At 68.9% G+C, this 18,370-nt stretch carries 9 protein-coding genes; 2 read left to right on the top strand and 7 right to left on the bottom strand.

The window, feature by feature from the left end:
* The first annotated feature begins 4 nt into the window (after positions 1 to 4).
* On the top strand, positions 5 to 1,810 hold the full coding sequence (locus PFX90_RS07075) for a cytochrome c3 family protein (protein WP_285711675.1): 1,806 nt from the start codon (positions 5 to 7) through the stop codon (positions 1,808 to 1,810).
* Between the two features lie 2 nt (positions 1,811 to 1,812).
* Positions 1,813 to 2,700 carry a phosphodiesterase gene (locus PFX90_RS07070; protein WP_285711674.1) on the top strand — a complete coding sequence of 296 codons (888 nt, stop codon included), beginning with the start codon at positions 1,813 to 1,815 and terminating at the stop codon, positions 2,698 to 2,700.
* A gap of 217 nt (positions 2,701 to 2,917) precedes the next feature.
* Here the strand turns inward: PFX90_RS07070 and PFX90_RS07065 are convergent, their stop codons facing one another.
* The 7 genes from PFX90_RS07065 to PFX90_RS07035 all read right to left on the bottom strand — a co-directional run bounded on the left by PFX90_RS07065 (position 2,918) and on the right by PFX90_RS07035 (position 18,369).
* Positions 2,918 to 7,054: an LVIVD repeat-containing protein gene (locus tag PFX90_RS07065; protein WP_285711673.1), complete on the bottom strand. Its 4,137-nt coding sequence runs from the start codon at positions 7,052 to 7,054 to the stop codon at positions 2,918 to 2,920.
* A complete protein-coding gene (locus PFX90_RS07060; RefSeq protein ID WP_285711672.1) occupies positions 7,054 to 8,901 on the bottom strand; it encodes a hypothetical protein in 1,848 nt (615 codons plus the stop codon). The genes PFX90_RS07065 and PFX90_RS07060 overlap by 1 nt, the downstream gene beginning before the upstream one ends.
* A gap of 3 nt (positions 8,902 to 8,904) precedes the next feature.
* On the bottom strand, positions 8,905 to 10,857 hold the full coding sequence (locus tag PFX90_RS07055; protein WP_285711671.1) for a heme-binding protein: 1,953 nt from the start codon (positions 10,855 to 10,857) through the stop codon (positions 8,905 to 8,907).
* 2 nt (positions 10,858 to 10,859) lie between these two features.
* Positions 10,860 to 12,236 (bottom strand): multiheme c-type cytochrome, encoded by a 1,377-nt coding sequence (locus PFX90_RS07050; RefSeq protein ID WP_285711670.1) that lies wholly within the window; start codon positions 12,234 to 12,236, stop codon positions 10,860 to 10,862.
* Positions 12,237 to 12,461: 225 nt separating this feature from the next.
* Positions 12,462 to 13,211, bottom strand: coding sequence for a hypothetical protein (locus PFX90_RS07045; protein ID WP_285711669.1), 750 nt, complete (start codon positions 13,209 to 13,211; stop codon positions 12,462 to 12,464).
* Entirely contained in the window at positions 13,198 to 15,261 is a 2,064-nt protein-coding gene (locus PFX90_RS07040) for an adenylate/guanylate cyclase domain-containing protein (protein WP_285711668.1), read from the bottom strand. The genes PFX90_RS07045 and PFX90_RS07040 overlap by 14 nt, the downstream gene beginning before the upstream one ends.
* 36 nt (positions 15,262 to 15,297) lie before the next feature.
* Complete coding sequence (locus PFX90_RS07035; RefSeq protein WP_285711667.1) at positions 15,298 to 18,369, bottom strand: CHAT domain-containing protein; 3,072 nt, start codon at positions 18,367 to 18,369, stop codon at positions 15,298 to 15,300.
* Position 18,370: the final 1 nt, after the last annotated feature.

Raw genomic sequence — 18,370 nt, 5'->3', positions numbered from 1 at the left:
GGCGATGGCATTCCTGATCCGCACCATCGACTTCACCGCCGCCGGCCGCGAGATCGTTCGCGACCGGGTGGTCGAGCAAACCCGCCTCACTGTGGGCCGCGCGGCCGAGAACGACATCCACCTGCCCGACCTCGCGGTCGAGCAGCACCATGTCGCCATAGACCTTGCGGCTGACGGCACGCTGGCCGTCAGGTCGCTCGGCACGCTGGGCTTCGGGCTCGACGGGCGGGTGGTCTCCGAAGCCACCATCGACCCGCGCACCGGGGGCGAGGTGGCGCTCGGCGCCGCGCGCCTCGCGGTGACGCGCGAGGGGGATGGCAATATCGCCATCACCATCCGCCAGGTCGTCGCCGACGAAGGCAAGATGGACGCCCTGCGCGGCTTCGCGCTCGCCTCCAAGCTGCCGGGAAAGCGCACGATGAGTTGGATATTCGCCTCCGCGATCATCCTGCTGCTGCTCGCCCTGCCGGTCGCGAGCCACCTGCTGCGCACCCCGGCCAAGCCCGATCCCACCGGCAAGACCCCGGGCGCGGTGCTGATGGACAGCGCCTGGACCAGCGGCGAGCTGTCCTTGAAGCACCATACCCTCGCCGACAACTGCGAAAGCTGCCACGTCGCCGCCTTCGAAAGCGTGCAGGACGAAACCTGCCTCTCGTGCCACAAGGACATCGGCGATCACGCGCAGAAGCCGCGCCTCGCCAAGGGAATGGCGCCGCTGTCCGAGGGCGACGCGCTGCAATGGAAGATCGCCGAGGGCTTCGGCAAGGAAGGTCCCTTGGGCTGCGTCGCCTGCCACTCCGAACACGAGGGCCCGGTGCGCACGCAGGCCGGCAGCGAGGCCTTTTGCGGCGATTGCCACAAGGACCTCGGCACCCGCCTGACCGACACGGCGCTCACCGACGCGCATGATTTCGGCAAGACCCACCCGCAGTTCCGCCCGCTCTATTTCGCCAGCTTTGGTGCGGCCAAGCCGGTGCGCGCGGCGGCGGGATCGAAGCCGGTCGAGCGTTCGGGCCTCGTCTTCCCGCACGACGTCCACATGAACCCGCGCGGCGGGGCGGCGCGGATGGCGGTGAGCCTCGCGCAGTATCGCGCCCCCCTCGAATGCAAGGATTGCCACATCGCCACGCCTGACCGAGTGACCTTCAAGGAGGTCGAGATGGAGCAGGCGTGCGAGGGGTGCCACAGTCTTGTGTCGGGGCGGACGCCGGGCGGCGGGTTCGGGAAGCTGCGCCACGGCAGCGTGAAGAACCTCGCCGAGGATCTCGCGCGGATCAGCACCGGCCCCCGCCCGCGCCTCGCGCCCGGTCGCCAGCGTCCGGGGCAGCTGGGCAGCGCCTCGCCCTATCGCGCCGATTTCGGCCGGCCGGTGCGCGCCTATATCGGGATTTCCAACGCGCTTTCGGTCGGCGGGGTGTGCACCGAGTGCCACCTGCCGACCCGCGGGCCGACGGGGCAGGCCGACCTGATGCCGGTCAATTTCCCCGAGCGCTTCCTCACCAGCGGCTATTTCAGTCACGCCGCGCATAGCAAGCAGAAGTGCAGCGATTGCCACGCGGCCGACACCTCCAAAGCGGCGAGCGACCTCTTGATGCCCGACCTCAAGAGCTGTCGCGATTGCCACCTCGGGGCGACCGCCACGAAGACCGCCAAGATCGTGCCGAGCGACTGCGCGATGTGCCATGCCTATCACGTCCCCGCCGGGCAGTGGCAGGGCTTGAAGCCGCCCAAGGGCCCCGCGCCGCACTACAAGCCCCCGCCGCCTGACAAATCTAAGGTTGCAGCCAAGCTCGCACAGGCTAGACCATAGCAATGAGCGGGGGCGCTTCTTCGACAGACCGTGCGGTGCTGATCGCGCAGATGACCGACATTCACGTCGGCTTTGCCCCCGATGAGAAACCCGAGGAACTGAACCTCACCCGCTTCCGCGCAACGCTCAAGCGGCTGATCGAAGGGCCCAACCGCCCCGACTGGCTGGTGCTGACCGGCGACATCACCGATCACGGCGACGCAGAGAGCTTCGCCAAGACGGTCGACCTGCTCAAGACCTGCCCGATCCCGATCCTGCCGATGGTCGGCAACCACGATAGCCGCGAGGGCCTGCTCGGCGCCTTCCCGCAGGTCGAGCCGGCCGAGGGCGGCTTCCTGCACTATGTTGTCGATGCCGGGGAGGGGCTCAGGATCATCTGCCTCGACACGCTCGAGGACGGGCGCCACGGCGGGGCCTTCTGCGAGGCGCGCGCAGGCTGGCTCGCCGCGCGGCTGGCCGAGGCGCCCGATACGCCGACACTCATCTTCATGCACCACCCGCCGGTGGTCGCCGGGATCGACTGGATGGACCCCGCGCCCGACGAGGGCTGGATCGTGCGGCTGCGCGACGTGCTCGAGGGGCAGAGCCAGGTGCTGGCGATCCATTGCGGGCACCTCCACCGCCAGATCACCACGCGCTTTGCGGGGATCCCGCTGGGGGTGACGCCCTCGGTCGCGCCGCTGGTGGCGATGGACCTCAATCCGATCGACAAGGACGTCCCCGACGACCGCGAGCTCATCACCACCGAGCCGCCGACCTACGCGATCCACCGCTGGGACGGCGCGGCGCTGGTCTCGCACTACGAGCGCGTGGGCGACTGGCAGGTGCTGGCGCGCTTCCATGCGGGGCTCCTGCCGATGATCGAGGGCATGTTCGCGGAGAGGGAATAAAGGCGAGGCCCCAGTCACATCTCGGGAACCAGCAGGCAATCGGCCCGCCAACGGACGGGCCGCAAGGCCGAACGACCGCCCGCAGGCGCCCGGAGCGTAGCGGAGAAACAGCGCCGAGGGAAGCGAAGCTGTGTCGCCGAAGGCGGCACACCTGCCCGCGGAGGCGGGCACGCAAACAAGAAAGCGGGGCCCCGGGTCAAGCCCGGGGAGACGGTCCCTACTTCCGGGCGCTCGCCCTTTGCGCACCCACGGGCGCCAGCCCGACCCAGCGCTTCATGTCCACCTCATCCGAGACCTTCCACGGCACGCCGCTGCGGGTCATGAACATCCGCTCCATCTCCTCGCGGGTGAAGGGGCGCGAGCCGAGGCGGCCGAACACCGCCATCTGCCCGCCGGTCTCGTCCACCGCGCGGTCACGGTCGAGGCCCTTGGACATGGCGATCGCGGGCGTGGGGGTCTTCGCCCAGGCGATTAGTTCGGGCTTTGGCGCTGGCGAGAAGCCATAGAAATTGCGTTGGCTTTCCGGGCTGGTCAGTTGCAGCACCTTCACCCCGTTCTTCCCGTCCGCGACATAGGCGAACAGCGAGGCGTTGGTGGTGCCGACGATCACGTCCTGAACATCGTCCATCCAGAGGTTGGGAGCATCACCCGTGCTCATCAACCCACGGTAGCGCATATACTCTTTGGGCGACCGCGGGTTCTTCACATCGAGAATGATGAGGCCCTCGCGCCCACCGGCGACATAGGCATAGGTGCGCGCGATATACATCCGGCGCGCGTCGGCGAGCGGCACAGTCGCCTCGGGCACGGCGACGGGGTTGCGCAAGCTGGTGATGTCGAACAGCTTCACGCCCTCGGCATCGGTCACCCACAGATAGCGGAACTGCACCGCGCTCGCCCGCGCATCGCGAAGCTCGCGCACCGCGGCGAGCTTGGGCGTGTCGGGATCGGAGAGATCGACCACCACCAGTCCCTTGTCGGCGGTGATATAGGCGATCTCGCCCGCCAGCACGATATGCCGCGCGCCGCTGAGCACCCCGCCGGGGTTCCACGCGGTGGAGCCATCGGCATAGACCTTGCGGGTCAGCTTGTTGTTGCGGAATTCGCCGTCGGCCAGCGTGTTGACGTTGACGAGGATCAGCCCCTCGGCGCTGTCGGTGACCGCCGCATAGTTGTAGATCGGCTTGAACGCCTGCTCCTGATTGGCCGCGCGCATCGCCTCGGTGTTGCGGGTCGGCGCGATCGGCTGGTTGGTGGCGAGCGCCATGCAGGTCGCGTTGGTGGTCTTGACCTGCGTGTCGTGGCCCAGCGCCGAGAATGGCCCCTTCAGGATCCGCTCCGAGGTGCCCTTGTTGGCGATGCTGGCCACGTCATAGGCGACGAACCCGCCCTTGCCCTCGGCCACGAACATGTATTCGCCGCGCAGCTGCAAGCAGCCGACCCGGCCGGGCGTGCCCTCGTGGACGTTCACGAACTGCTCGAAGGGATGGGTTTCGCCCGACATCTCGCCGTCGAAGGTCTTGCCACGCGTCCAGTTCTTCAGCTCGCGCCCGTTCTGCTCGACGTGCATCTTCCAGTAATCGGGATAGGCATAGCGCTGGAGGTAGGAGCCGATCACCGCCTGCGGCTCGTCATATTCGGTCACGCGGGTCGCCTGGAACCCGCCCTCGAGCCCGCTCCACGCGTTGAGACCGACGAAATTGACGTAGTTGGTGCCGAGCAGGAAGAGCTGCGCCATGATCGCGTTGTTGTCTTCCTTGGCCGAGAGGTGGCAATCGGTGCAGGTCTTGGTCTCGGTCAGGCGCACGGTATGCGGGAAGTGGGGCGCGAAGGCCTGCGAGGAGAAACCGATGGCCGAAATCGGCGGCTGCTGCACATAGATCCGCTCGCGGTTGATGTTCGTGGACGACAGCACCAGCGCCGATGAGGACCTGACGGGGGCGACCTGATTGCCCTTGGTGGTCATATGCTTGCCGAGCTGGAACATCTCGTCGCGCGCGACCTGCGGGTTGTAGGTCGCGAAGTTGCGGGTTTCGCCGCCTTCGTAGCGGTGGACGGGGGTCTTCCAGTTGGCCTCGATCGGCAAGTGGCAGCCGCCACAGCTCGTCGTCCATGACAGGTGGCAGGTGAAGCACGCCATCTCCGGCTCGCGGTGCGCGCGGTCGGGCTCCGAAATGCCGGTGCCGAATTCGAAATTGCCGGTCTCCGCGCCGTAGCGACTGACGAGCTTGGCGCGCGCCGCCTTGGCGTTGAAGGCGGGGGTGGCGGGATCGACCGAGTCCTTGACGAGGCTCATCTCCCATTCGAGTTTGGGATCGACGATCGAGCGCTGGATCAGCTTTTGCCGCCCATCGGCCCCTTCGACCCATTCAAAGCGGCGCTTGCCGTCGGGGTTGCGCAGCAGGGCGAGGTTGTGGCCCTCGGGCGGGGCGGCGGGGCCGCTGGTGCGCAACGTCGGATAGGCGTCGGCGGTGCCGTGGCAATCCTTGCAGGTGATCTCGATCGCGTTCGCGACCTCGCCATAGATGAGGCCGTTGCCGTGGCTGTCCTGCTCGAAGTGGCAATCGGCGCATTGCATGCCCTTTTCGGCATGGATGTCCATCAGGTGGACCGCCTTGCCCGGATTGACGCCGGCGGGGACGAACTTGCCTTCGCCCTCGCGCCGCCACTTTTCGGGATCGTCGGGGTCGACGATATTGCCCTCGGCGTCGAGCAGATTGCCCTCGCGGTCGCGCTTGAAGATCGCGCGGAAGTTCCAGCCGTGGCCGTGGTAGTCGGCGAACTGGGTGTCCTTCAGCTGCGGGTTGAGGTCATAGACGTTGCGCAGGAAATCGAGGTCAGCCCAATTGCCCTTGGGCGCGGCGCCTTCGGGGTTGCGGTCGGTGACGGCGCGGACCTCGGCGGCGGTGGGGTACTTCTGCTCCTTCGGCCACATGAAGGGCGCGTCGCTTTCGTAGTCCCACATGGTGTAGCCGAGGAAGCTGTTCAGGAAGATGTTGGGCTGGTGCATGTGGCAGTTCATGCACTGGCTGGTCGGGATCGCGCGGGTGAAGACGTGCTGGAGAGGGTGGCCGCTTTCCTTCACTTCGCCCGAGGCCGTACGCAGCGCGCCATCGTCGCCCGCATGGTGGTCATCGCCCGGCTGCTTGACCGCACCGTGCCCGCCCGGCTTCTCGCCATGCCCGTCCTCATAGCCCGCCGCGTGGGCGATCTTCTCGGCGATGGTGGGGTCGGCGGTAATGGTCTGCCCGTCGCGCCCGTATTGCGCATAGGTCAGCGAATGACGCGGCTCGCGGTCATTGGCGTAAACCACGTGGCAGCTCGCACAGCCCGAGTGGCGATAGTCGCCCGGCTGGTCGTTGGTGCCCATGAACCAGGTGAAGGGATCGTTGAGGCGGGTCTTGTGGATGTTGAGCGCCGGGATCGCCACGCGCAGACCCGTGCCGGGGCCACGGTTCGATTGCTTCAAGTCGGGCCGCCCGGGCTCTTCCAGACGCTGGATCGAGCCTGACGGGTTGGGCAGGCCAATCTCCGGGAACTGCGAGTTGATCGTGCGCCCCCCGCGCTCGAACACGCGGAACACATCACCCGGCGGGATCACGTGCCAGGTGGGCAGCGGATACATCTCGGCCAGCACGCCGCGTGCGACCTGATCCTCGGAAAGCTTGCCCCCCGGCCCCGCGCCGGGCGTGGTGATCTTCGCCGCATCACCCTCGCGGGTATAGGCCTCGCCGAGGAGGTAGTTCTTGAACGGCAGGATCCCGTTATTGTAGCTCGCCCCGCCCCACAGCATCGCGCCGGTCGCCATGATCGAGCGCTCGGCGCTCTCGATCGCCTGGATGTGGCACGCCCCGCAGGCATCGCGCGCGACGCGGTAGTCCGAGGGGTTGATGAACTTCACGAACTCCGGCGATTCCTGGTTGAGCAGCGCGTAGGAGCGCTTGGGGTTCGCCGAGGATGGGAAGTGCCACGACTTGGGATACTTGGGCAGCACATGCGCCGCATCGCGCGCAGCGACGTAATCGGGGTGGTCATGCGGCAGCTCGGAATTGCCGCGGATCGCCACGTTGCCCCCGTGGCAATCGGTGCAGCCGAGGCGCACCGCAGGCGAGACGTGCATCGTCGGCGCGTCGGTCTTGACGTGGCAGGTAAGGCAGCCTTCGGACTTGGCGTCCATCTCGGCCACCGATTGCCGCTGCGGCGCGGGGGGCGCGATGACGAGGCTGTAGTCGCGCTTGACCGGCTTCTCCTTGTCCGACGCCATCGGGCTGCCGGCAAACAGGGACACGGCCAGCACCAGCGCCGCGGCAATCAGCGCAAGGTGGCGGGCGAAAGGCTGGGTGAGCGCGCGCATCAGTAGGTCAACACCACGTTGGCGAGGATCGAGACGAATTCCTTTCCACCCCCGCGGGACGTGAAAAGGTCCTGGAAGCCATCACCCGCGATCAGCGTCGCGGCGGACAGGCGGAACACGAGGTTCTGGTTCGCGTGCGGCCGCCAGATCGCCGAGGCCGAGAGGTCGTAGCCGATCTCCTTGGGGATCGAGCCTTCGTTCCTCAGCACCTGAAGGACCGAGGTGTTCTCGAATGAAAGATGGTTGGCGTTGGCGGTGAGGCGGAACTCCGGCGTCAGATCGAAATCCGCCCCCACGCCGAACAGGATCAGCCCCGGGTTGTTGAAATTGCTCTGCCCCTGCTCTTTCGAGGAGCGCAGCGAATTGAGCAGGCCGTTCCTGCCATTGACGCTGATGACACGCCCGCCGCCCGCGAAGGGTATGGTCTGGCGGATCCAGTAGGAGGTGTCCGCGCCCGCGAAGACCGGGTTCTCGAAGATCGCGTCGAACCCGCCTTCGGTGTCGTCATAGGGATCCTCGTCCCCGCTGGCATAGGCGGCCGAGAGGCGGAAGCGCATCCAGTCCTTGTCGTAGCTCGCTTCGATGGCGGCGAACTGGGCGTTGATGTCGGCCGGTCGGTCGGTGAGGAAGCTGTTCCGGTCCTCGCCCAGCGCCCAGTAGAAGCTGCCCGTCAGGTTCACCCGCCCGATGCGGCCATCGACGTTGTAGCCCAGATAGAAGGCATCGTATTCGCGGCCCCGCAAGGTGCCAAGCAAGGCCGGGCGCACCGGGAAGCCGTTGTCGTCGATCTCGATATCGTCGCTCTCGCGGTTGCGGTTGTAGACGACGGTGATCTGGCTGGTCAGTGCGGGGATCAGGAAGTCCTGCCGGTAGGCGTTCGCCACGAACACGAAATCGTCGCGCGGGCTCTGCGTGACGTCGTTGAGGCCCGAGTTGGTGTCCTTCTCGAGCCGCCAGAAGGCGCCGAGGTTGAACTGGAAGCGGTTGTTGTCGCGCGATCCGAACAGGCGCACGCCCAGCTGCTGGTCGTTGAACAGGAAGCCGCGGAAGTCCGACTGGAACGGCTGGATCCCGACACGCGCCGAGATGAAATCGAAGCGGTCGTTGTCGAACTGGCCGAAGTGGTAATCGACGAAGGCTTCCTGCACCCCGAGGAAATCGTCGAGGCGGTGCGAGGGGCGCGAGGGCTCGACAAACAGCACGCGCCGCTCAGGCACGTCGACATAGTTGACGTTGTAGGCCAGCGTGACGCGGTATTCGATCACCGGCGGCTTGAAGGTGGTCGAGCCTTTCAGCAGCGCGAAACCGGCGATGAAGGTCTGGCTGAAAACCTGGCTGAAGGCATTGCCGAACACGTCGTTGCGGTCCGGGTCCTCGGTGGTCTGGACGCCGACGGGGATCGGGAAGCTGCGCGGCTCGTAGACCGTGTCGCTGATGAGGTTGGCGACGAAGAACCAGTCGTCCCCCTTGATCGGCAGCCACGGCACCTTCGATCGGTCAATCGGCCGGTCGCCCTTCAGCGTGTTCTGGTTGTAGGGATCGAGCAGATTCTCCTTCACGAGGCCGAGGCTCTGGATCAGCCGCCAGCGATCAGGGATCGGCACCTGTTCGGTCGGGAAGGCCTGCGGCGGCGGCGCGCGCACCGCGCCCTCGTTGTTCTGCTCGATCTTCTCGGGCAGCGGCGCGGTGTAGCCGGGTCGCTCGCGGCCCTCGATGATTTGCGGATCGACGGGGGGCACGTCCTGCTCCCAGTCCTGCGCCTGCTCACCGGGGGGCGCGGCCGGAGCCTGCACCTCTTCGGGCGGGGCGGCCTGGAGCAGCAGCAGGGCGGGGAGCAGCGGCGTCATCGGCTAGAGCCCCTGACACACGTTCTGCTCGCTGCTGCCGATGAACGGCGCGAACGGGCAGTTGACGTAGCGTAGCCGCACCTGGCGGCTGCCGACCTGCACCACGATCCGGTCAGAGCGGATCGCGGCGGGCGCATTGCCCAGCCCTCCGCCTGCACGGACCGCGCCGTTGTTGAGGCCGAGGAAGCTGATCATGTCGTCCTGATCGATCCCGTCGCCCGAAACGCCGATGCCTCCGACCAGCACCCCGTTGCGGTAGACCGGGACCGATCCAGGGAAGATCTGGATGCCATTCGCCAGCCGCGGCGTACCTGCGGCGGTGTTCGGCAGTCCCGTGCAAGCACGCGGCGTATCCTGCGCGCTCGCACCGGTCACGAAACCGAGGTGCTGCGCGAGGTTGCCCACGATCAGCGCCGATTGCAGCCCGGTCGAGAAGGGGCTGAACTGCTGGATCGGGCGCGAGAAGGGCCCGTTGGGCTGGCCCACCTCGCCATCGGGGAAGTAGGGCCGCGAGAGGTTGCCGTGCGCGCGGTCCGAAAAGGCGAAGTTGCCGGTCAGCGCCGCCGGATCGCCGAGGAAGCTGCGCAACCTTGTGACGAATTGCGGCACCTCGCCCGGCGCTGCCGACAATTCGGCGGCGGCGAAGCTGCCGGAGAAGAAATTGGCGGTGCGCGCCTTCTGCAAGCTCACGTCGATCCCGAAGATCGGCGCATCGGGCGATCGCACGAGGCCCAGAACCTGCCCCCGCGTATCGACAAGACTGATCGTCACCTGCGCGCGGCTGTCCAGCGGCTGGCGGATCTGTGCCCGCGCGCGGCTCATGACCGCGAAGGCTTCTTCGAGGATCACGCGGGCCTCGGCGGCGGTGATCGGACTGGCGACATCGCCCGCATCGGTCGCGGCGCGCACAGGGTAGCGGTTCGCCCCCGCCCCGTTCGAGAGCACGAAGGCATCGCGGTTCGCGAATTCGCTCGTGGTCGAGGCGCGGATGCCCGAGGCCTCGGTGCCGTAGGTCGCGCCCGCCAGCAGACCCGCGCCGGTATAATAGCCGGTCACCGGCACCAGCGCCCCGGCGGTCGAGGCGAAGCTCGCCCCCGCGACCGCGCTCAGTTGCGGATATTCGACATCGGTATAGCGCAGCGCCGTGCCGTCGGCGGTGATGCGGTCGGCGCGGATGCTCACCGGAGCCTCGAAGCCGACCGTGCCGGCGAGCGCGATCGCCTCGTCGACGTCGGTGTCGCGGTCGAGCACGTTGGGGTCGAAGCCGTAGGTCCCGTCGGCGATCACCCCGATCCCGCCGACGACCACGCCGTTCTGGTAGAGCGGGAAGCCGCCCGGGTCCGCCGCCAGACCCAGCGGCGATCGCTTGGGGCCGATCAGCCCGTCCGAGGCGCGCGCGGAAAGGTCGGAACAGGGCAGCTGGCTGAACTGCACCCCGAACAGCGGGCCGCTCTCCAGCCCCGCGGTGGTCGGTGCGGGCGGGAAGTGCTCCTGGACGATGAAGCTGGCGGTGCGGCTCGAGAAGGCGTTGCCGCCGCTTGACAGATAAGCCCCGGTGATCGCCTTGGCGATCGCGGCGCCCGCACTCGGGATGGTGAGACCCTGCGCATCGCGGCTGGTGCCGTCGCGCGCGGGCGGAATCTGCGCATTCGCCGCCGCGCCGGGCATGGCGAACACCCCGAGCACATTGCCGACCCGGTCGGTCACCGCGATGGTCGCCGCGACATTGCGCGCGCGCGCCTCGGCGGCGGCCTGGGCGATGATCGTGCCGACTTCGGCGCTCGAGAGGCTCTCGGCAGCAGGCACGGAGAAGACCTGTCCGGCAGGCGGCGGGGTGGGCGTGGGCGCAGGGCCGCCGCCGGTCGCGCCGCCACTGCTCGAAGGGCCCCCGCCCCCGCAGGAGGCGAGCACCAGCGCGCTCGCGGCCAGCCAGAAGGTGGTGATCCCCCCCCGCATCCCTATTGCAGCCTTCCGATCGCGCCTGCCGCCGCCTTCAGCGCGGCGCGGAAATCGGCCGGGCGGTAGGCATTGGGCTCCTCCACCGCCTTGTAGGCGCGCGCGATGTCGCCGCGGATTCCCGCCGCGGCACCCTGCGTCACCCGGCCCTCACGCACGAGGGCATTGAGCAGCGTGTCGACCGCCATCACCGCCTGCACCGATCCGGCATAGTCGGTAAAGCGCGGCGCGGTCGCCTCGCCGGAGATCATCGCGATGATCCGGAAGGCGTCGGCATCGCTGTAGGAGCGGCCCGAAAGCGCCTCGGACAGTGCCCCGGCGCGGCTCGCGAGCGCCTGCGCGGCGGTGCGCGCCTCGGCGGGGCCTGCGCCGAAGGCCTTGTGGAAGTCGCGCGCGGCGGCCTGGAACTTCGCCGCCTCGCCCGGCACCAGCACGCCCGCTACCGCCGAGAGCATGATCATGTTCTCGTCGTTGAAGGGCGGGTTGCCGAAGGGGATCGGGCGGCCGGGATTGGTCTCGAAGGTGAGCTTCCTTTGCGGGCCGTCGGCGATGGTGCGGTGGCACGAGTGGCAATCGAGGAAGTAGAACTGCGGGAAGGCGCCCTCGTAGCCGAGCCGGGGCTGGGCGAAGAGGCTGGTCGAGCGGCGCACGGCCTCGGCCTGCCCCACCGCCCAGAACCGCACCGAACTGGGGCTGCCCTTGCGCGCCACGTAATCCCCGTCGATCTGGTGGTGCTGCTGGAGCGCGCTGAACAGATCGAGCTCGAAAGACACGCGCGGGTGGCCCGCGGCCATCATCGCGTGGGTGACGAACTGGCCGGGCTTGTCCGAGCCGTAATGGCAATCGAGGCACACGCCCGCGCGCGCCTTGGGATTGTCGAGCGGGGTGAGGCCCGCGGCAATGTTCGAGGCATGGGTGGCGGGCAGGGCATAGTGCTCCGCGAGCCAGGTGCCGCCCGACGCGCCGTGGCAGCTCTCGCAACCGACCCCGTCGTTCAGCGTGAATTTCGACCCGCGCGCGCCTGCAGGGGCATTGGTGGCATGGCAGCCGAGACAGGCGGGCGCGGATTGCGCGTTGCCGAGACCGAGGCTCGCGGCGATCTGCTGGCCGCGCCGCCCGCCGAGGACGGCATAGGCGCGGCTGTGTGCGCCGCTGGGCGAGGAAGGTTCCTGCCAGGTCGCGATCTCGTCCTGCCGGACCACCGCGCCGTTGCCTTCGGCGCGGCCGTGGCAGGTAGAGCCTGCGCAGGTCGCCACGCCCTCGAAGGTGCCGCCACCCAGCGCGGTCGAGACCGGATAGACCGCCACCAGCGCCAGCACGGCAGCGAGGCGCGCAAGCAGGCGGCGCGAGGCACCCCGTGCCCCGCAGCCAGCGATCATATCCGCCAGAATTCGTCTCATCCCATCCCCCCCGAGATGCCCGTCACCCGGCCCTGCCGGACCCTTGCACGGCAAACCGCGCGCCCCCGCGCGACGACTGCCACCTTGTTGCAAGAACCCCGTCGTCCACCGCGTCCCGATTCCCCCGTCAGGCCGACCCCTGCCCCCTTCTCCCAAGCTTGGGCCCGCGATGCAACAGGCAATCGGCAGGCCGTGCGCTCAAGTTCACAGGCCGCTCGCCTCCGCGTCGGCCTCGAGCCCGGAGGCGAGCAGGTCGAGCTGCACCGAGCAGCCCTTGGCGATCAGCGCCTCGGCGAGCGTGTCGGGTGCCTCGAAATCGCCCTGGAGCAGCACGAAGCTGACCTGCGCGCTGGTCGCGTTGTCGGGCCCGGTGATGGAGTAGGGCGCGCCTTCGACGATCGGCAGGCGCGTCGGATCGAGCGCAGCGACCGTCACCGTCTCGTCGAAGGTGACATCGACCGAGGTGCCGTTCTCGCGGTTGAACATGCGGTAGGTGATGGTGTCGGGCGCGCCCGGCCGCCACAGGCGCACCGTGGCAAGGTCATAGAGGCACACCGTGCCTGAGCGGGTGACATCGACATACCACAGGCTGGGGTTGGTCGGATTGCCCTCGGCCGGTTCGCCGCGCACCGCCCCGGTGCGCACGCGGGTGGCGGCGCGCTTGCGGGTCAGGGAGGCGAAGCGGTCGGCGGCGACCTGCGGGCGGTCGCCGACGCGGAAGGTGCCCGCGCCCTTGATGACGCGCGTGCCGTTGGCGGTGAGCACGGTGATGACATCGCCCGCCTTCAGGGTGATCGTGGCGTTGTCGTCGACCTTGGAGCCGACCGGGTAGCGGGTTGCCGAGGGCCCGGTGGACTTGACCACCACCCCCGCCATCGCCGCTGTGGGCAGCGCCAGCGCCGCCCCTGCCAGTGCCAGTGCCGTCAGACGCTGCTTGATGCTATTCGAGAACATAGGTTCCTCCTTCATCGATTGCTGCCATGCGCCGGGCGAGATTGCCTAGCGCTGAATCATCGGGATGGCGAGCCGCGACCGCCTCGGCCAGCGCGCGCGCGGCGGCCGGATCGGTCGCCGCAAGCGCGCTCGCCTCTGCGAGGCGCGCGCGGTCTTCCGCCGGAAAATCGGGTGCAGGTTCAAACAGATCGACCGGCCGCGCGCGGCCGCGCAGCCGCACCCGGCCCATCGGCCGCCACCATTCGAGGCCCGAGGCCTCGGCGAATTCGCGGCTTGCCATTACGCTCGAACCGAGCGCCTTGTTGGCCGCTTCGAGTCGCGCGGCGGTGTTCATCGAATCGCCCAGCGCCGTGTACTGGATGCGCGTCGCCCCGCCGAAATTGCCGATCACCGCCTCGCCGAAATGGAGGCCCACGCGGGTCTTGCCGATCCTCGGCAGGTCCGGGTCCATCGCCGCGACCTCGGCACGGAAGGCCTCGCCCGCCTGCCACATCGCATAGCCCGCGCGCGCGGCGCGGTTGCCGTCGTCGGGCCGACTGATCGGCGCGCCCCAGAAGGCGACCACCGCATCGCCGACGAACTTGTCGATCACCCCACCGTGATCGAGCACCACCTGGCTGAGCATGTCGAGATAGCGGTTGAGCAACTTGGCGACCATTTCCGGCGCGATCGCGTGGCTCATCTTGGTGAAGCCCTCGAGGTCGCTGAACAGAACAAAGATCTCGCGCTTCTCGCCCCCGAGGCTGAGCAGTTCTGGCTTATCGATGATCGCCTGGGCAATGTCGCGCGGGATGTATTTGCCGAGCGCTCCGGTGGCGAAATTGCGCTGCGCGGCCCCCGAAGCGCGCGCGGTCACGGTGACGGCGGTGAAGACGATGATCCACCCGATCAGCCAGCCGATGGCCGGCAGGCCGTAGGTGTCGACGTTGCGCACCTGCAGATAGAAGGGCATGCCCTGGAAGAAGAACAGCTGAGCAATGCCGAACAGCGCAAGGCGGCGCGCGGGCCATTCGAGCAGCGCGCTCAGGACCGCGATGATCACCACCAGGATCGCCATCGACCACAGAATCCAACCCGGGATCGGCTGGAGCTTGCGGCCGTCGAGCATCTGGGAAATGATCTCGGCATGGACCGCTATCCCTGCGGGCACTTCGCCGTTGATCGAGGTGAAGGTCGTCTCGACCCGGTCATAATCGACGATGTCGCCGCCGATCAGGATGTACTTGCCCGAAAACTGCTCCCTGAGGAACGGCAGGATTTCCGGATCGGGGTTGACGAAAAGGTCGATCTGGGCGGGCGGGAACAGCACCGAATCCTCGTACTTGGCCCGCCGGTAATCGATCGCCCCCTGATAGCCTTCGAAGGCGGTGGCTGGCTCCCCCGCCTCGGCGAGCATCACGCGGCCGAGCAGCGGCGGCAGGCCCGGCACGATCTTGGGCCACACGCGGGTGGCGCCGAAGGTGTTGTCGAGCCGGATGCTCGCGGGACGCGCATTGCTGCCCTCGAGCCGCGCCATGAACCCCTCGAGGAATTGCTGCTGTTCGTATTCGATATCGTCCGGGTTGGTCGCCGTGGCGGCATAGGCCACCGCCACAGGGGCCTTCATCTCGCGCAGCGCGGCGATCAGTTCCTCGTCCTCGTCCTGCGGCTGGTCGAACAGGATGTCGATCCCGATCGCCTTGGGCTCGAAGGTGTCGAGCGTGCGCAGGGTCCTGGCGAGCAGGCCGCGATCGAGCGGCGAGCGCTTGCGTGCAGCGATCAGGGTCTGGTCGGTATAGACCACCAGCACGACGCGCTTGTCCTCCTCGACCAGATCGGCGGCGTAATAGGCCCTGAGGTCGTAGAGCGCGCGCTCGGCCTCGCTGGTGAGCGGGGTGGCGATGATGCCGCCGGGCAGAGCCCAGCTGTAGCGCGCGATGAAGATCGCCACGCACATCAGCATGACGGTCAGGCCCAGCTGGACGGTGCCCGCCTCGCGGATGAAGCGCCAGAGCCGCGCGAGGCGGCCGACAAGCGATGAATCGCGGCGGGTCTGCACCGTCTTGTCCATCGCCCTCGCCTCGCCGCGCCCCGCCCCCGGCAGCGCTCAGCGCGCCAGACGCGCCGCGCCGTCGCCGACGACCGCGAAGGCCGACCAGTAGAACGGGTGCGAGGTCTCAGCATCGTCCATCAGCGCGAGCTGCGAGTTGCGCAGCGCCTCGGCCGTGCTGCGCCCGTCCTCGGCGAACAGCCCGCCCACCAGCCGCCCGGTGGCGTCGAAATCGTCGGGCACCGGCCAGTGGCTGGCGAGCACCGTGCGCCCGCCCGCGCCCACGAAGGCACGCACCAGCCCGTCGAGCGCGAATTCGCCGCCGCTCCTCACCCCCGCCTCACGCGCCGCGCCGACCGTGGCGCTGCCCGCGGTGTCGCAGGCCGAGAGGATCACGAGATCGGCATCGATGCGAAGATCGAAGATCTCGGCGAAGCTGAGGAGGCCGTCCGAGCCTGCGGCATTGTCGAAGCTGGTCAGCAGCGCCGGGCGCGGCGCGCAGCCGGGCTGCGGCGCGGTGACGAGGCCGTGGGTGGCGAAGTGGAGGATGCGGAATTCGGCGAGGTCGGGCAGGCTCGCAACGCCCGTGTCGGTAAAGGCCGCGCCCGTCAGCACCTGCGCGCTGCCGTCGAAGCGGGCTGCGGCCTCGCGCAGTTCCTTCGCCTTGATCGGGTTGGCCCAGACATTGGGCGACCAGGTGCAGCGCTCGCCCGCTTCGAACGCCGCGCGCACCCGCGAGGCTCCCGGACTGGCGGTGCCGATCGGGGTGTTCTCGCCAAGGCCGAGATAGGCGCGCTTGCCGTCCGAGGGCCGCGCCGCACGCACATCGCGGAACGCCGAGGGGCCGACCGAGGTGCTGATCTGCGTGCTGCGCCCGAGCCACTTCGTGCCGCGGAAGTCGTATTCGTCCGCGCCCTTTGCCGCCGTCCGCGCCCGATAGGCGGCGACGCTCACATCGTCGGTGACGAGCAGGTTGGCCGGCAGCTTGAGCATCGCGCCGTCGGGTTCGAACACCAGATGCTTCAGCCTCGGCAGGTCGTCCGCGACCGGCGCGAACAGGCGCACATAGAGCTCGCGCGCGCCCGCGATGTCGAAGGGATAGGTGTTGACCTGCCCGCCCTCGACCACCGCGATGCTCTCGCGGATCTGGGTCACGAGGGTTTCGAGCTGGCGCGGGGTCGCATCGGCGCGCCATACCTTGGCACCGTCGCGGGTGGCGTAGAGCACATAGGTATCGCTCTCGAGCGTCACCAGCTTCACATAGGCCTCGCCCTCGCCGAGCACGGCCTGTAGGTCGGCAAGGCTGATCGCATCGCCCGCGACCGCGCGGTAGCGCGGATAGGCGGCGAGCCGCGCCAGCACCTCGGCCTGCTGCTGTTCGAGCTGGCCGAGCCGGGTGCGCCGCTCGGCGATCTGGTCGGCGAGCCGGGTCTGCGCCTCGGGCAGGCTTTCGAGCTCGAGCAGCGAGACGCGCTGCTGTTCGATCCCGCGCCCGAGATTGGTGGCGGTGCGGAACAGCTGCGCGGCCTCGTCGGTGCCTTCGGACAGTTCGCGGGCGAGCGCCGCCTGCGTCTGCGCGAGGCCCGGGCGCTGGAGCAGCTGGCTGGCGAGGAAGACGTCGGCGGCCGCCTCGGTGGTGCCGATCCCCGCAGTCTTGTCGGTCAGCAGCGTGAAATAGGGCGTCATCACCGAACGCAGCGAGGGCAGCGGGCGGCCCTTGGCATCGCCGATAATGTCGCGGTAGATCGCCAGCGCCTCGCCCTGCCGGTTGCTGCGGGCATAGAGCCCGGCCAGCTGCGCACGCGCGCTGCCGAGCGCAGGCGAGCCGGGGTAGATCGTGCCGAGCAGGCCGATCGCCTGCTGGTGGAGCCGTTCGGCCTCGGCGAGCTGGCCGCTGCGTTCGGCGACGTCGGCGAGTTCGCCCAGCACCTGCCCGCGCAGCCATGCGACCGAGACCACCCGGCCATCGCGCACTTCGGCAAAGCCGCGCTCGGCCGAGGCAAGCAGCGCCGGGGCCTCGGCGCCGCGGCCAAGCTGGCGCAGCACCGTGGCCTTGAGGTAATCGTGCTGGCCATCGAGCAGCCGCGCGCGTTCGAGCGGGGTGAGGCTGAGCGAGTATTCGCCCGTGATCCGCCCGCTCTCGCTCGCCAGCTGGCCGGCGAGCGCGTTGCCGATGGTGAGCGCGCGCACCTCGTCCACGCCGCCGAATTCGGTCGCGAGCGGGGCATCGAGCAGCGCCAATGCGCGGGCGGGCTGACGCTGGTTCAAGGCGTCCATCGCCTCGTAATTGCGCTGCATCCGGGCAAGCACCGGGCTGCCCGCACTCGCCGCGCGGGTGCCGGCGAACATGCGGCGCGCCTCGGCGAAGCTGCCGAGATTGGATTGCTGGAGCGCGGTGTTGAGCTGCGCCTCGGCCGCTCCGGGGCCGGACAGCGCCGAAGCCGAGACCGCGAAGAACTCGGCCGCTTCGGCGAAGTCGCCCGCATTGCTGCGGCGATAGGCCTCGACCAGCGCCTGGTCGGCGGCGATCGCTTCGGCCTGCTGGCGCGCGAAGGCGATGGCATCGGTGGTGCTGGTGAGCGGGATCTCGACCGTGCCGGGCACGACCTCGTCGCTGGCGAGCGAGGCGATGCCGAGCTCCAGCGCCTTGGCATAGACGGCAAGGCCCGCGGCGGCATAGGTACGGCCCGCGCGGTTGCCGATCAGAAGGTCGGTCGCGAGGATCGAGCCTGCGCGCTTGCACCCCAATCGCTCGACTGCGGCAAGGCCGGGGAGCGCCTCGCCGGGCTTGGCCGCATTGCCACGGCAATCGGCATCGGCACCGGCGAAGCGCGCCGGGCCGGGGGCCTCGCCGGCCTTGGGCTTCAGCACCCACAGCGTGCCGACGGGCGCGGCGGCATCGCGGCAGATCACCGAATAGCGCCGGTCGAACAGCCCCGCGCCGGGCTCGGGCGGGAGGATCTGCGCCTCGCACAGCCCGTTGGAGCCGATCGGGAAGGTGTCGCGCAGCGCGAGGCTGGTGCCTGTCTCGGTGCGGGCCGCGCCGGGCCCGGCGGCAAGGCTTGCCCCCAGCGCCGCAACAGCGGTGAGCGCGAAGGCGGAGCGGATCATGGCGGGGCGTGCGGTCATG

It is taken from the genome of Erythrobacter oryzae, from assembly GCF_030271515.1.
In the GTDB taxonomy this organism is placed as follows: Bacteria; Pseudomonadota; Alphaproteobacteria; order Sphingomonadales; family Sphingomonadaceae; genus Erythrobacter; species Erythrobacter oryzae.
Note: the sequence above shows the minus strand (reverse complement) of the source record. Positions and strands in the feature narration are given on the sequence as shown.

What these genes read in the sequence shown, in the direction of transcription:
- PFX90_RS07075 (WP_285711675.1), top strand. Translation starts at nt 5, where the DNA reads ATGGCATTCCTGATCCGCACCATCGACTTCACCGCCGCCGGCCGCGAG.
- PFX90_RS07060 (WP_285711672.1), bottom strand. Translation starts at nt 8,901, where the DNA reads ATGACGCCGCTGCTCCCCGCCCTGCTGCTGCTCCAGGCCGCCCCGCCC.
- PFX90_RS07040 (WP_285711668.1), bottom strand. Translation starts at nt 15,261, where the DNA reads ATGGACAAGACGGTGCAGACCCGCCGCGATTCATCGCTTGTCGGCCGC.
- PFX90_RS07035 (WP_285711667.1), bottom strand. Translation starts at nt 18,369, where the DNA reads ATGACCGCACGCCCCGCCATGATCCGCTCCGCCTTCGCGCTCACCGCT.
- PFX90_RS07045 (WP_285711669.1), bottom strand. Translation starts at nt 13,211, where the DNA reads ATGTTCTCGAATAGCATCAAGCAGCGTCTGACGGCACTGGCACTGGCA.
- PFX90_RS07065 (WP_285711673.1), bottom strand. Translation starts at nt 7,054, where the DNA reads ATGCGCGCGCTCACCCAGCCTTTCGCCCGCCACCTTGCGCTGATTGCC.
- PFX90_RS07050 (WP_285711670.1), bottom strand. Translation starts at nt 12,236, where the DNA reads ATGATCGCTGGCTGCGGGGCACGGGGTGCCTCGCGCCGCCTGCTTGCG.
- PFX90_RS07055 (WP_285711671.1), bottom strand. Translation starts at nt 10,857, where the DNA reads ATGCGGGGGGGGATCACCACCTTCTGGCTGGCCGCGAGCGCGCTGGTG.
- PFX90_RS07070 (WP_285711674.1), top strand. Translation starts at nt 1,813, where the DNA reads ATGAGCGGGGGCGCTTCTTCGACAGACCGTGCGGTGCTGATCGCGCAG.